We start from the raw sequence: 14494 nt of genomic DNA, 5'->3' as shown, positions 1-14494 counted from the left end.
GCGCGCAGGAATTCATGGCACGAGCGAATGAAGGGAATGCCGCGTCTATGCTCTCTCATGGACATCCATCATTTAGTTATTTTCGACACAAGCACGCGAAACGCATGGTTCGCGCGCATCCTCGGAACGTCGATTTTGATCTTTTCAGGCCCACGCGCACGGCTGGACGGTGGTGCCTTTTTTAAAACAGTTGATTTTGTACACGACTTATTCCGGATACACAAGTGCTTATCGTTGCAATTCATAAGAAAAGCAGCAACGCCGGACCTGCCCCCTCCTCGGCGCCGACGCGATTCTCGATGAAAAGTCATGCTAAAACGATTGCGGAAACACGCCAAACAAGACAGGAAGCCATGTAATAAAAGAGCCATATTGCACGGCACAATGAATTTGTACGTTCATTTCATTGACAGATTCGAACAGGTGCTGTTGAATGTGTCGGCCCGCGTGACCGAGGCAACGAGACAGTGAGACACGCAGGGTGATTCGGCCGCCGTTTCCCAGTATGTGGGCCCGGATCAGTACACAGTACATATTCGCCGGCATCCCGACGTATGAGAGAACGCGGGACAGCCGGCATGTCACCGAGCTGCGAGGACTGCGAGACCCTGGATCGGGCCGTCGCGATCGCGTTGGAAGCAATAGCTACAGTAGAAAGGCGCGACATGAATTCCGAGGTTCATCGACGTGCAGGCGCGGCGTGCCGCAGCGTGGTCCTGCTGCCGCCGGACATCCTTCGGCCGACCGAAGAGATACTTGCTTCCCGTCTGCGGGAAGTGGGCGACCGCATACTCGCCGACGGCGTCTGGCAGGAGCCGATTCTCGTCGAACGTACATCGCTGATCGTCATGGACGGACATCACCGGCATGCTTTTGCGCTGGCCCACGGCTTTGCACGCGTGCCATGCCTGCTGCTGTCGTATTCCGACGTCGCGCTCGAATCACGCCGTGAAGATCAATTGGTCACGCCGGAAGAAGTTATTAACCGGGGACTGACCGGCCGCCTGTATCCGGCAAAATCAACCCGCCACATCATTCCGGAAGAAGTAAAACTTACCTGCAATTATTCACTGCAAACCCTCAGAAACATATAAACCTGCCTCTTAATCGGCATCGATTCGCCCAACGTGAAAGCAATATCGCCTTCACGTGAACGGTTAATTGTTTTCGCCGTTCTCGGTTAACTACGATTCGCGGGTACGACATGAAATTCAGGTCAATCGAACAGATAGTCAACGACAGAATATTCTTGCTGCTCGATGATTTTTCGGCGGGCAGGGATGTTTATTTGAAGATTGAAGGACTTAATCCGGGCGGTTCGATCAAGATCAAAACGGCGCAGGCGCTGATTCGCGACGCCGAGCAGCATGGCCGCCTGCGCACCTCACGCAAGATGATCGAGTCGAGTTCGGGAAACCTTGGCTTGTCGTTAAGCATGATCGCCGCTGCGCGCGGTTATCGCTTCACCTGCGTCGTCGACGCGAACACGAGCCAGCAGGCCATCGGAACCATGCGCGCGTTCGGCGCCGAGGTGATCGTGATCGACCGGCGCGACGAGCATGGCGGCTTTCTCGGCAATCGTCTCGCCTATATCCGCGACGCGCTCGAGCGCGATCCGGAGCTGATCTGGCTCAATCAGTATCAGAATGCGGCCAATCCCGCCGTGCACGCCGAGATGACGGCACGCTCGATCCACGAGGAGTTCGATCGCGTCGACTATCTGTTCATCGGCGCCGGCACGACCGGCACGCTGATGGGTTGCGTCGATTTCTTCCGCCGCCACTCGCCCGACACTCGGCTGATCGCCGTCGATTCCGTCGGCTCCGTCACGTTCGGATCGCCCGGCGGCCGTCGCCACCTTCCGGGCCTCGGCGCCAGCGTGATGCCGCATTTCTTCGACGGCAGCCGGCTCGACCGGCTCGTGCAGATTCCCGAGCCGGAGACGGTTGCCGCGTGCCGGGATCTCGCGCACCGCTACGGCGGCCTCTGCGGCGCATCGACCGGCACCGTGCTCGCCGCCGTCAGGCGGCTGGCGGCCGAGTTGCCGCGGGACGCGACGATCGTCGCCATCGCGCCGGATCTCGGCGGCGCCTACGTCGATACCGTCTACAACGATGCGTGGTGCGACCACACCTACGGCGACACCTGGCGCGAATGCCTGAATCAGAACATGGAGAACCTGGAAAATGCCTAACCCGCAGCGTGGCTTCAGCGTCATCGGCGGCGGCTATATCGCCGCCCTGCTCTCGAAGTCGAAATCCGACATCATCGACATCGTCGCGCAATGCTACCGGCTGCATCAGCTCGGCGGCACGAACAATCCGGACAGCTACTTCCTGCGCTTCGACGACAAGCCGGAAGCCCGGATCATCGCGCTGCCCGCCGCAATCCGCGACGCCGATCGCGCGACCAGCGTCTCGGGCATCAAGTGGATCGGCAGCTATCCGCGCAACATCGAATCGAACCTGCAGCGCGCGTCCGCGGTCATCGTGCTCAACGATTACGAGACCGGCTATCCGTTCGCCTGCCTGGAAGCCTCGCAAATCAGTTCGGCCCGCACCGCGGCGTCGGCCGTGCTCGCGGCCGGCCAACTCGGGCCGCGCGAGCGGCGGGCGCGCCGGCTCGGCGTGATCGGCGGCGGTCTGATCGCGAGCACGATCGTCGATTACTTCAAGGCCGCCGGCTGGCAGTTCGACGACGTGTGCGTGCACGACCTGTCGCCCGACCATGCTGCGACGTTCGCGCGCAACCTCTCCGCGCGCGGCGCCTACCCGGTCCGCGTCGGCACCCGCGACGAGGCGCTCGATGCCGACCTCGTCGTGCTCGCGACGACGGCCGGCGCACCGTGGATTCCGGTCGAACGGCGCTTTACGCCGTCACAGCTCGTCCTGAACGTATCGTTGCGCGATCTGCCGCCCGAAACGCTGCTCACGGCGAACAACGTGTTCGACGACGTCGACCATTGCATGAAGGCGAATACGTCGCCGCACCTCGCCGAACAGCGCTACGGCCATCGCGACTTCGTCTCCGGCACGATCGGTCAGAGCCTCTTGGGCGAGCTGCGCGTCGACCCCGGCAAACCGACGATCTTCTCGCCGTTCGGGCTCGGCGTGCTGGACCTCGCGGTCGCCATGCACATCTACGAGCGCGCGCTTGCCGAGCATACCCACCATCCGATTCCGGACTTCTTCGCGACCACCGACCGCTGGACCCAGTGACATCGCGTGACCCGTGACACGGCCACCCGACCTTCCATCCGCTTCCGCCCGTCGAAGCGGCGCCTCCCGGCGTCGCGTCGCGGGCTACATTCATTTGCACGCCCATTCGCATGCCCATGCCTTTCGCCACGCGCCGTAAGTTCATTGCGTACGCATCGACATTTCTCGTTTCGGTCACGCTGCTCGCGTGGTTCGTCAAGCCCTCCACCCCTGCGAACGCGCAGGCCGCGAAGCCGGCCGACGCGGCGATTCCCGTCACCGCGACCACGGTCGGCACAATGAACATGCCGGTTTACCTGACGGGCGTGGGCGCCGTCGCGCCGCTCTACGACGTGACCGTGCGCAGCCAGGTCGATGGGCAGATCACCAAGGTGCATTTCAAGGAAGGGCAGCAGGTTCGCGAAGGCGACGTGCTGGTCGAAATCGATCGACGGGCGTTCCAGGCACAGGCCGATCAGGCGGCCGCGCGGCTCGCTCAGGACCAGGCGACGCTCGCGAATGCGCGCATCGAGCTCGAGCGCCAGCAAAAGCTCGCGGAGGTGAACGCGACGTCGACGCAGGCGCTGGACGCGCAAAAAGCCCGCTTCGACGAATTGCGCGCGCAGATCCGCGGCGACCAGGCCGCGCTGCAGAACGCGCGCGTGTCCGTCGACTACACGACGGTGCGCGCGCCGATCACGGGACGCGTCGGCTTCCGGCTCGTCGATCAGGGCAATATCGTCAAGGCCAACGACACGGCCCTGCTCACGCTCGTGACGACGGCGCCGATCACCGCGATGTATTCGGCATCGCAGGACGCGCTGCCGGCGATCCATGCGGCGCTGCGGCGCGGCCCGGTCGAAGCCGTCGCGCTCAGCACCGACGGCACGACGGTGCTCTCGCACGGGCGTCTGGACACGATCGGGAACCGGGTCGATCCGAACAGCGGCGTGATCCGGATGAAGGCGGTATTCGACAACGCCGACGGCGCGCTGTGGCCGGGGCAGTCGGTCATGATTCGCACCGTCGTCGACGTGCTGCGCGGCGTGACGGCCGTGCCGGACGATGTGGTCCAGATCGGCCCCGAAGGCAGCTTCGTGTACGTGCTCGGCGCCGGCGACAAGGTTGCGCTGCGGCCTGTCAAGGTCGCGCATCGCGTGCTCGGATACGCGGCCATCGCGAGCGGCCTGAAGGTCGGCGAGCGTGTCGTCGTGCAGGGTCAATACCGGCTGCAGGGCGGCGCGCGCGTCGCCGCGACGATGCGGCCGGCGCCGTCCGTCGAGTTGCGGGCGGACACGACCGACGACGTGCCGCACGAGCGGGATTCCGGCAGCATGGTCACGACGGGTGCGCGCTGACATGAGCAAGAACCTGTTCGCGGTGTTCATCCGGTACCCCATCGCCACCTGCCTGATGACGGCGGGCATCCTGTTCGCGGGCGTGGCCGCGTATTTTCAGCTGCCCGTCGCGCCGCTGCCGCAGGTCGAGTTCCCGACCATCCAGGTGTCGGCCGTGCTGCCCGGCGCCGATCCGGTGTCGGTCGCGTCGACGCTCGCGCAGCCGCTCGAAACGCAGTTCTCGAAGATTCCGTACGTCACGCAGATGACGTCGCAGAGCACGCTGAGCTCGACGTCGATCGTGCTGCAGTTCAGCCTCGACCGCAGCATCGATGCCGCGGGCAACGACGTGCAGTCCGCGATCGACGCGGCGGCCGCGCAGCTTCCGTCGAACCTGCCGTCGCCGCCGACGTTCCAGAAGGTCAATCCGGCCGACTCGCCGATCCTGCTGCTCGGCGCCACCTCCGACACGCTGCCGCTGACGACGATCGACGACTACGTCGAGACGCGGCTCACGAAGAGCCTGAGCCAGATCGACGGCGTCGGCAGCGTATCGATCGGCGGCCAGCAGAAACCGTCGATCCGCATCCAGCTCGATCCGGTCAAGCTCGCCGCGCGCCGGCTGTCGTCGGAGGAAGTCCGCCACGCGCTCACCGGCCTGTCGGGCGTAAATCCCAAGGGCGTGTTCAACGGCACGTCGCGTTCGTACACGATCTACACGGATGGTCAGCTCACCACCCCGGCGCAGTGGAACGACGCGATCGTCGCGTACCGCGACGCCGCGCCGATCCGTATCCGCGACATCGGCCGCGCGGTGCTCGGGCCCGAGGACAGCACGCTCGCGGCGTGGATCGACGGCAAGCGCGCCATTTCGGTCGGCATCTACAAGAAACCCGGCGCCAATACCGTCACGACCGTCGACCGGATCAAGGCCAGGCTTCCCGAGCTCCAGGCGTCGCTGCCGCCGTCGCTGAAGCTCGCCGTGCTGGCCGACCGGACCCAGACGATCCGCGCATCGCTGCTCGACATCGAACTGACGCTGCTGCTGAACGTGGTGCTTGTCGTCGTCGTGATCTATGCGTTCCTCGGCAGCGCGCGCACGACGATCATCCCGGCCATCACGGTGCCCGTCTCGCTGTTCGGCGCATGCGCGCTGATGTGGGCCTGCGGCTACAGTCTCGACAACATCTCGCTGATGGCGATGACGATCGCGGTCGGGTTCGTGGTCGACGACGCCATCGTGATGGTCGAGAACATCACGCGCCACGTCGAGCGGGGCGAACGGCCGCTGCAGGCCGCGCTGAAGGGCCTCGGCGAAACCAGCTTCACGATTGCGTCGATCAGCATCTCGCTCGTCGCGGTGCTGCTGCCGCTGCTGCTGATGAGCGGCATCATCGGCCGCATGTTCCGCGAGTTCGCCGTCACGCTGTCGCTGACGATCCTCATGTCCGCGTTCGTCTCGCTGACGCTGACGCCGATGATGGCCGCCTACATGCTGCGCACGCAGCGACACGCCGCCGGCCGTCCCGAACGCCGGCCCGGGCTGTTCGAGCGCGCGTTCGCGCGGGTCGCGGCCGCCTACGAGCGCGCGCTCGATCTGGCGCTCCGGCATCGCTTCGTCACGCTGCTCGTGTTCTTCGCATCGGTCGCGGCGTCGGTGATCCTGTACATCGGCATTCCGAAAGGCTTCTTCCCGCAGCAGGACACGGGCGTGCTCACCGGCATCTCGGAGGCGTCGCAAACGATTTCCGTCGAGGACATGGCGCGCCACTCCGCGGCGCTCGCCGAGATCATCCGCGCCGATCCCGCCGTCGAGCACTGCCAGATGGCGGTCGGCGGCAGCGCCTATGCGGGCACGACCGTGAACAACGGCCGCTGGTTCATCACGCTGAAACCACGCGACCAGCGCGACGCGACCGCCGACGAGGTGATTCGCCGCCTGCGCCCGCAGTTCGCGAAGGTGCCCGGCGTGCGCATGTACCTGCAAGCCGCGCAGGACGTGATCATCGGTGCGCGCCTCGCGCGCACGCAGTATCAGCTCACGCTGCAGAGCGCCGACGTCGGCCTGTTGACCTCGTGGGCGCCGCGCGTGCTCGCGCGGCTGTCCGAGCTGCCGCAACTGCGCGACGTGGCGAGCGACCAGCAGGTCAACGGCTCCGCGCTGAGCATCAAGATCGACCGCGATCAGGCCGCGCGTTACGGACTCACGCCCCAGGCGATCGACGGCACGCTCTACGACGCGTTCGGCTCGCGCCAGGTCGGGCAGTATTTCACGCAGCTCGCAACCTACAAGGTCGTGATGGAGACGCTGCCGTCGCTGCAGCGCGATCCGTCGACGCTCGACAAGCTCTACCTGAAATCGCCGTCGGGGGAACCGGTGCCGCTGTCGTCGGTCGCGCGCTGGACCACCGACGCGGTGCAGCCGCTGTCGGTCAACCACCAGTCGCACTTCCCGTCGGTGACGATCAGCTTCAACCTCGCGCCCGGCGTGTCGCTCGGCGAGGCGACCGCCGCCGTCGATGCCGCGCAGGCCGCCATCAACCTGCCGCCCGCCATCCTCAGTTCGTTCCAGGGCACCGCGCAGGCGTTCCAGAGCACGCTCGCGACGATGCCGATCCTGATCGTGTCGGCGCTGATCGTCGCGTATCTGGTGCTCGGCGCGCTGTACGGCAGCTTCATCCATCCGTGGACGATCCTGTCGACGCTGCCGTCGGCGGGGGTCGGCGCGATCGCGACGCTGTGGCTGTTCAAGTACGACTTCAACCTGATCGCGCTGATCGGCGTGATTCTGCTGATCGGCATCGTGAAGAAGAACGGGATCATGATGGTCGACTTCGCGATCGCCGCGACGCGCGAGCAGAACATGACGTCGTTCGAGGCGATCCGCAACGCATGCCTGCTGCGCTTCCGGCCGATCATGATGACCACGATGACCGCGCTGTTCGGTGCGCTGCCGCTGATCTTCGCGTCCGGGATGGGCTCGGAGCTGCGGCGGCCGCTCGGCTATTCGATGGTCGGCGGCCTGATCGTCAGTCAGCTGCTCACGCTGTTCACCACCCCCGTCATCTACCTCTACCTCGACACGTTGTCGAACCGGCTCACCGCCTGGTTCAAGCGGCGCGAGGACGACGCGGAGCCGGAACCGGCGGCCGAACGCGCGACCCAGGAATGACGGTCGGCGCGCGGGCGGATGCCGCGCGCCACCCGCCCGTGGGCGCCGACGCCGCCCACGGGCTCCCACCTTCCCCATGCCCGCCCCCCGCCTCGCCCCGGGACGCCGGATGCATTACCATACCGTGGCCGATTTCAGGCAGTCGCCCGTCCCGCGCGGCGCCTGTCCGCCCGCGCGCGGCGCGGGCCCCACCAGGAACGACGTCGATGAAGCATCCATTCAGGTCGAGCATCACCCGCATCGCGCTATGCATCCTCTGCGCGGCCACTTCGCCGGCTCACGCGGCGCGGGAAAATGCGGCAGCCGTCGCGTCGCCGCACGACCGGCTGCAAGCGACCCTCGACCGCTTCGCGCGCGCCGCCGAGCCCGGTACGCTCGGCATCGCCGTGTTCGACATGCATGGCTCGGCCGAGTGGCACGTGAATGGCGACCGGTCCTTTCCGATGATGAGCGTCTTCAAGGCGCCCCTCGCCGCGGCGGTCCTCGACCGTGTCGAAAGGGGCCAACTGGCGCTGAACCAGCGCGTCACGATCACCCGCGATCAGCTGCGTCCCGGCGAGAGTGACATTCGCGACACCTTCCAGGGCGATCGCATGTCGTTCTCGGTCGACGCGTTGCTGCACGCGGCCGTCAGCAAGAGCGACAACACGGCCGCCGATGCGCTCCTCAAGGTGGTCGGCGGCCCGGGCGTCGTCACCGCGTTCCTGCGTGCCCACGGGATCGACGGGATGCGCGTCGACATGGGCGAGAGCCAGGTCTCCGAACTGTTTCGCAATCTCGGCGCCGCGTCTGCGCCGCCCGCGGGCGAAACCGCGCAGCAGCGAAAGCAACGGCTGCAGGGCGGCCTGCAGGCCTATCTGTCCGATTCCCGCAATCGCAGCACGCCGGTCGCGGCCGCGGATTTCCTGCGCAAGCTGTCGACCGGCGCGCTGCTGTCCGCGACGTCGACGCAGTACCTGATGACGCTGCTGCGCGAGCAGACGAACCCGCGCCGGTTGCGCACGGGCTTGCCGGCAGGCGTCACGCTCGCGGACAAGTGCGGCACGTCGCCGACGGTCAACGGCGTGACCGCGGCCTTCAACGACATCGGCGTCATGACGTGGCCCGACGGGCGGCGCATGATTGTCGCCGTGTTCCTGACGGCGTCGCCGGCGAGCCGCGCGGACCGCGACAGGCTGTTCGCCGATCTGGCGAAGGCCGTGGCGCAAGCCGCATCGTCGAGCCACTGAGGGCACGGCCCGTCGCGCGGACGGGCGAACGCCGGCGCACCTCGTCACGCAATGAACTGCGTGGGCAGCGTCGCAAACGAATAGAGCGTGTTGTTCAGGATCACCGTGGGCTCGCCGACGCGAATCTCGCGCACGCGAGCGAGGATCGCGCCCAGCAGCACGCTCATTTCCAGTTCGGCGAGATGCATGCCGATGCACATGTGAATGCCGCGGCCGAAGCTCAGGTGGCGTCGCGGAGGACGGGTGATGTCGAACTTGCCGGGATCGGGAAACACGCGTTCGTCATGATTCGCGCAGGCAAATACCATCATCACGCGCGCATTCTCCGGAATCGTGATGCCCTCGACATCGACGGCGCGCGACGTGTGACGCGCGAGGGAGCGCGCCGGCGTGCCGATGCGCATCGCCTCGTTGACCGCGCCGCGCACCAGCTCCGGCTTGCGCTTGAGCAGCACCCATTGATCGGGGTTCGTGCCCAGCCGGTAGACGAGCTGGCCAATCGCCGAGATCGTCGTTTCCAGGCTGGGCGTCACGTAATTGCGAATCGCGACCAGCGTGTCCTCGGGCGGCAGCTTGCCCTGCTCGACGAGGTCGAAGACGCGCCGCGACCAGCTTCCCGGGATCAGGTCCTCCGGGCTGATCTCGTTCATCAGGAACTGCCGCATTTCGGCGAACACGTCGATCGCCGCCCGGCCGCGCGCATTCTGCACGCCGACGAGATCGAACGCCGCGCTCGCCCAGCGCAGCATGTTTTCCCGGCCGAAGTCGGGAAACCCGACCAGCTTCGTGACGATCGACAGCGGCATGTACGACGCGAATTTTTCCATCAGGTCGAATTCGCCCTGGCCGGCGAATTCGTCGACCAGTTCGCTCGCGGCCGCCTCGATCTTGCCGCGCACCTCCTCGAGCGCGCGCGGCAGCAGCGGTTCGGCCGTGAGCGAACGGATCAGCGCATGGCGTTCGCCATCGGAAGCGGCGCCGTTCCTGATCCCGAGCGTCAGTTCGTTGCCCTTCGCATCGGCGGCGATCCCCTTGCCGCTGATGAACGTCTCGTGATCGCGCAACGCGGCTTCGAGCGCGTCGTAGCGCGTCAACGCATAGTTTTCGTGGCGAGGCATCCACACGACGGGCCCCAGCGCACGCATCCGTTCGTAATGCGGCCACGGGTTCCGAATGAACTCGTCCGAATAGAAATCGGCATCGTACGATGGGGCAGCAACACTCATGTCTTGATCTCCGTGATTGAAAAAAGAAGCGCGACGCGCGCGGTTCCGGCATGCACGTTCGTTACGCGCCCACGCGCTCGCGGCAACGGATTTCCGCGACCCGCTGGTCGTTTTGCATGAACGCCACGACGCCGTGCGCGTCACCGGGCACAATGTCGAACGGCTGTCGTGGATCGGCATAGCTGAGGAATTGCGCCGAGATATCCGCATCGAGCGCCCCGGGGTTCCGCGCCGTGCCGACGGACAATGCAATGTCGATCATCGTCAGCGCGGGCACGTGATCGACGCGCGCACCGTCCGAAAGCCTGTCGCCTTCCGACGGGAAATACCGGAAATGCCCGTCGGCGAGCGCCGAGAGCTGCGGCACCGCCCGGTCGATCCGGACGTTCGCATAGTCCAGGAATTTCCTGGTCCGGCGGACGAAAGACACGAGGGACGGCGGCAGCACGTTGAACAGCGTCACGACGCTGCGCGCCTCGGTCCCCGATCGGGCGACCAGCGTCGACCTGAGGGTCGCGACTCTTTCGTTGGGCTCGCGCGTCAATTCGACGTGCAGCGAAACCTGATATCCGTCGACTGCATCGATGGTCTCCGTCAGGCGCTCCATCGACTTGATCGCGAGCGAATGGTCGTCGCCGATCCGATGCTCGCGACGGCCGACCAGCACCGACAGCCGATGGCTGATCGCAAGGTCGTTGAGCACCGCGGCGTCCGAGCGAAATGCGGCCGTCTGCGGATCGACAAAGGCGACCGGGGCCTGGATGAAAAGGCCGGCATCCGATTCGGCGCAGGTGAGCGAATCACGTGCGCCATAACAGGACGCCAGCAGATCGATGAGCGTGTCCTCTGCGTGCATTGATACTCCAGTACGGGAAACGGAAACACCGGTTTTGATCGGGCGTCCGGCGCCACGCCACGGCGCGCCTATGCCGTTTTCAGCGATGCTTGATGCGCTCGCTTCCTGATGGCTTTGCGATCGATCTTGCCGAACGCCGTCAATGGAATCTCGTCGGTCAATTCCACGATCTGCGGCACCTTGTACCAGGAGAGGTGTTTCCCGACATGCGCCTGGACGAGGCCGAGCAGGTCGCCCTCGTCGGCGCGCCGATCCGCGGGAACGATCAACGCCTTGAGAAGCGGCTGACCGTCGGGTTGCACGCTGGAATACACGACGGCATTGCGAATCTCGTCCAGCCCGAGGAGAACGGATTCGATCTCGGCGGGATGCACGTTCTGCGCACCGACGATTTCGAGGTCGTCCAGCCGCCCCGAAATGCGCACGAACCCCTCGGCGTCGATCGTGGCCGCGTCGCCGGTTCCGTACCACTCGGTCGCGCCGAAACGAACCGGCGACGCGTCGGCGCGCTCGACGCCGAGCGTGATCGTGGTTCCGGAAACCTGCAGCTTCCCTTCCACGCCCGGCGGCGCCACGCTGCCGGCGTCGTCCACGACACGCGCGTCGTAGGGCGGCAGCACGCGGCCCGACGCGCCTTCCTGCTGGTATCCCGGACCGTTGACGACCATGGCGTGCCCGATCTCCGAACTGCCGAAGATGTTCACCAGCCGGTCGTCGAGATAGGCCCGCAAGCGCTGCTCGAGCACGAGCGGGAGGACCGCGCCGCCGCAGGCCGCCAGTCTCAGCGCGCAAAGCCGGTCGCCGAACCCGTCCGCCAGTATGTGGCCATAGAAGCTGGGCGGTCCGTACAGCATCGTCGCGGCATGCTTGCCGATCAGCGAAGCAGCCCGCTCCGGCGTCAGGCGCGGACGGCTCAGCACGGCCGCGCTCCCCCTGAGCAGCGGAAAGAAGAACGAATTTCCGAGTCCCGCGGCAAAGCACATCCGCGCCGCGGACACGCTCGTGTCGCCTGGCCCGATGCCCAGGTGCGACGCGAATGCCGACGTGAAGACGACCGGATCGCCGTGGCTATGAAAGATGATCTTCGGCAGTCCCGTCGTGCCGGATGAAAACACGCCATAGGCGATTTCGTCGTGCGTGCGATGGGCGATCCCGGTGGCCGCGGCGCCGCGGGAACGCGGTGCGAGCAGCGCCGTCGGATCGACGCACGCCTGTCCCGGCATCGCGACGGACGACACGACGAGCCTGGCGCTCGAACGCGCGACCAACTGCGCCCGTTCGTCCGCATGGATCTCGGGATTCATCGGTATCGGCACCGCGCCGATGCGAAGGGCGCCCAGGAACGTCACGACGAATTCCCAGGAATCAGGCAGGGCCATCAACAGACGGTCACCACCGCGGACGCCGGCATCGACCAGATTGGCCGCGACGGTGTTGCTGCCCTCGAATACCTCGGCGAACGTATACGCTGCGTCGCCCTCATGAAACACCACGCGCTCGCGCCAGCGGAATGCGTCCACCCGGTCTTCGATCACGCTCAACAGGTTCTCGTTGCGGCGCGTCGTTTCCTTACCGGCGCGGACTGCTTCGGTCTCGATAACCATATCTCCCCCATTCTTCTCAAAGAAAAGCCGCGCGTGGCATGACCGGCCCCCGCGCGATCGACGTGCGGTCAACCCGCGCCGGCCTCGTCCGGCCCGGCCTCGCAGAGCCGCAGGACTTGCTTCCTCAAGCCCGCTTCGAGCGAACGGACGATCAATCCCTTGAGCAGATGGGCTTGCGCGCCATGCCGGCGATGCGCAACGACGATCACGGCATCGACGCCATTGCGTTCGATCCAGTAGCGGATCATGGCAACGATGGGGTCCGCGGCATGTTCGGGCGACATCGTCAGCGTCAGCGTCGGCCCGCGTATGCCTTGCTGAAGCGCCGGCACGCCGACCACGATGCTGGGGCTGGCGCCGGCGAAGCGCAGCGGGGAAATGCCGCCCTGGGCCGCCGCACCGGCAAGCTCCCTGATGGTATCCAGGCTGCACTCGTCGCTCACGACGATCATGCCCGTATGGTTCGGCACGATTGCGTCGCTCTCGTCGATGAGCGACTGCACGAAGTCGCCGGTCGCCCATGCCACCGGCGCAGCGTAGAAAGACGGCTTGTTGCGCGACCTGATTTCGCTATACAGGGTCGTCTTCACGTTCATCGAGGTAGGCTCCGCTTCGAGTGGTCAGGTATCGTCGAGGGCGCGAATCGCGTGCTGCGCCGGGATTCATTGCGGTCGCCCGCGCGCGATCAGGGCCGTGTTGAATCCCCCGAAGCCGAGCGTGACGCTGGCGCCGTACGGACTGCGAAGCGGCCGACCGCCGGGCGCCGGAAAATTCGCCGCGATCTCGGCGATCGGATCGGTCAGCCCGACCGTGGCCGGCGCCCGCCGCCGGTTCAACATCTGCAGGAGCAGGATGAATTCGATCACGCCACAGGCGCCGAGCGAGTGTCCCAACGCGCCTTTCGTTCCGACGATCGTCACGTCGTCACGGTTTGCGAACACCTCGCTGATCACTTTCGCTTCGAGCGCGTCGTTCAATGGCGTCGCGGTGCCGTGCGCGTAATAGAGCGCAAGATCGTCATAGGTCAGTTCGGCGGCGAGCAGCGCGCGCTCCAGCGCAAAGCGAACCGACAGCCCCGACGGATCCGGGGCCGTCAATCCGAATGCATCGTTCGCCGCGCCCACGCCGATCAACTCGCCGGCGTGCTCGGCGCAATCCGCGCTTCTCATCAGCACGACGGCCGCCGCCGCTTCGCCGAGCAACATGCCGCTGCGCGCCACATCGAACGGCCGGTGCTGCTCCGCCGTCATGGTGCCGAGGCGCGAGTGCGCGAGGCGCTTCGCTTGCGTGACGATATCGGCCGCGACGACGACCGCGACGTCGACCGCACCGGCATCGAGCATCGCGGCGGCCACGCCGAGCGCGTCGGATCCCGACGAGCAGCCCGACCCCACCACGACCGGATCGAGATCCCACTCCAGGCTGCGAACGCAATCCCTGGCCCACGTCGACATCGTGTCGTCGCCGGCATCGTCGATCAAGTGGCCGTAGCTCGTGGCGAACACGCACGCGCACCGCTTGCGGTCGCGCCGGATGTCCACCGCGGTGCGGCTCAGGGCCTTGCGGGCGACGTCCGTCGCGAGATGGCGCTGCCATATGCGCTCGGGCTTTGCAAAATCCGGCCGGTTCGGGATGACCGCGGCCAGCGAGTTTCGCAACGCCCACGGCGACGCCTGGACCGAATGGCCCGAGCGCCCCTCGAACAATGCATCGAGCGTGGCCTCGTCTTCCCCGAGCGGGGTCGTCATGGACCACGCGGCAACAGCGAGTGCTTTCATGTCGATCTCTCGTCGTTCCATGCCGGATCTGCACGGGCCCCGGCCCGGTGTGTTGCCGGCCATTCACCACCGGAAATGTCGCGCAACGCCGGACA

At 66.0% G+C, this 14494-nt stretch carries 11 protein-coding genes; 6 read left to right on the top strand and 5 right to left on the bottom strand.

The genetic code is table 11. The features are described 5' to 3' along the window. Positions 1 to 665 precede the first annotated feature (665 nt). The 6 genes from B7P44_RS23015 (at position 666) to bla (ending at position 8935) form a co-directional block, all read left to right on the top strand. The gene (locus B7P44_RS23015; RefSeq protein ID WP_084909980.1) at positions 666 to 1094 is read left to right on the top strand and encodes a ParB N-terminal domain-containing protein; all 429 of its coding nucleotides are present in this window, start codon (positions 666 to 668) and stop codon (positions 1092 to 1094) included. A 110-nt stretch (positions 1095 to 1204) separates the two neighbouring features. Beyond that, a complete protein-coding gene (gene sbnA / locus B7P44_RS23010; RefSeq protein ID WP_084908291.1) occupies positions 1205 to 2194 on the top strand; it encodes a 2,3-diaminopropionate biosynthesis protein SbnA in 990 nt (329 codons plus the stop codon). Continuing rightward, the gene (gene sbnB, locus B7P44_RS23005; protein WP_084908290.1) at positions 2187 to 3218 is read left to right on the top strand and encodes a 2,3-diaminopropionate biosynthesis protein SbnB; all 1032 of its coding nucleotides are present in this window, start codon (positions 2187 to 2189) and stop codon (positions 3216 to 3218) included. Before sbnA ends, sbnB begins: the two co-directional genes overlap by 8 nt. Positions 3219 to 3334: 116 nt before the next feature. Beyond that, the gene (locus B7P44_RS23000) at positions 3335 to 4555 is read left to right on the top strand and encodes an efflux RND transporter periplasmic adaptor subunit (RefSeq protein ID WP_084908289.1); all 1221 of its coding nucleotides are present in this window, start codon (positions 3335 to 3337) and stop codon (positions 4553 to 4555) included. A gap of 1 nt (position 4556) precedes the next feature. Next, the gene (locus B7P44_RS22995) at positions 4557 to 7706 is read left to right on the top strand and encodes an efflux RND transporter permease subunit (RefSeq protein ID WP_084908288.1); all 3150 of its coding nucleotides are present in this window, start codon (positions 4557 to 4559) and stop codon (positions 7704 to 7706) included. A 206-nt stretch (positions 7707 to 7912) separates the two neighbouring features. After that, a complete protein-coding gene (bla, locus tag B7P44_RS22990) occupies positions 7913 to 8935 on the top strand; it encodes a class A beta-lactamase (protein WP_084908287.1) in 1023 nt (340 codons plus the stop codon). A 44-nt stretch (positions 8936 to 8979) separates the two neighbouring features. Here bla and B7P44_RS22985 read toward each other — a convergent pair whose 3' ends face one another. The 5 genes from B7P44_RS22985 to B7P44_RS22975 all read right to left on the bottom strand — a co-directional run bounded on the left by B7P44_RS22985 (position 8980) and on the right by B7P44_RS22975 (position 14462). Continuing rightward, positions 8980 to 10161 carry a cytochrome P450 gene (locus B7P44_RS22985; protein WP_157721095.1) on the bottom strand — a complete coding sequence of 394 codons (1182 nt, stop codon included), beginning with the start codon at positions 10159 to 10161 and terminating at the stop codon, positions 8980 to 8982. A gap of 61 nt (positions 10162 to 10222) precedes the next feature. After that, positions 10223 to 11017 (bottom strand): hypothetical protein, encoded by a 795-nt coding sequence (locus B7P44_RS36615; protein ID WP_157721094.1) that lies wholly within the window; start codon positions 11015 to 11017, stop codon positions 10223 to 10225. 68 nt (positions 11018 to 11085) lie between these two features. After that, on the bottom strand, positions 11086 to 12621 hold the full coding sequence (locus B7P44_RS22980) for a class I adenylate-forming enzyme family protein (RefSeq protein ID WP_162296927.1): 1536 nt from the start codon (positions 12619 to 12621) through the stop codon (positions 11086 to 11088). Positions 12622 to 12689: 68 nt separating this feature from the next. Further along, the gene (locus tag B7P44_RS37215) at positions 12690 to 13217 is read right to left on the bottom strand and encodes a cispentacin moiety biosynthesis protein AmcG (protein WP_162296926.1); all 528 of its coding nucleotides are present in this window, start codon (positions 13215 to 13217) and stop codon (positions 12690 to 12692) included. Positions 13218 to 13283: 66 nt separating this feature from the next. Further along, a complete protein-coding gene (locus B7P44_RS22975) occupies positions 13284 to 14462 on the bottom strand; it encodes a cispentacin biosynthesis acyltransferase subunit AmcF (RefSeq protein WP_084908284.1) in 1179 nt (392 codons plus the stop codon). Between the last annotated feature and the right edge of the window lie 32 nt (positions 14463 to 14494).

Source organism: Burkholderia ubonensis subsp. mesacidophila (genome assembly GCF_002097715.1).
In the GTDB taxonomy this organism is placed as follows: Bacteria; Pseudomonadota; Gammaproteobacteria; order Burkholderiales; family Burkholderiaceae; genus Burkholderia; species Burkholderia mesacidophila.
Note: the sequence above shows the minus strand (reverse complement) of the source record. Positions and strands in the feature narration are given on the sequence as shown.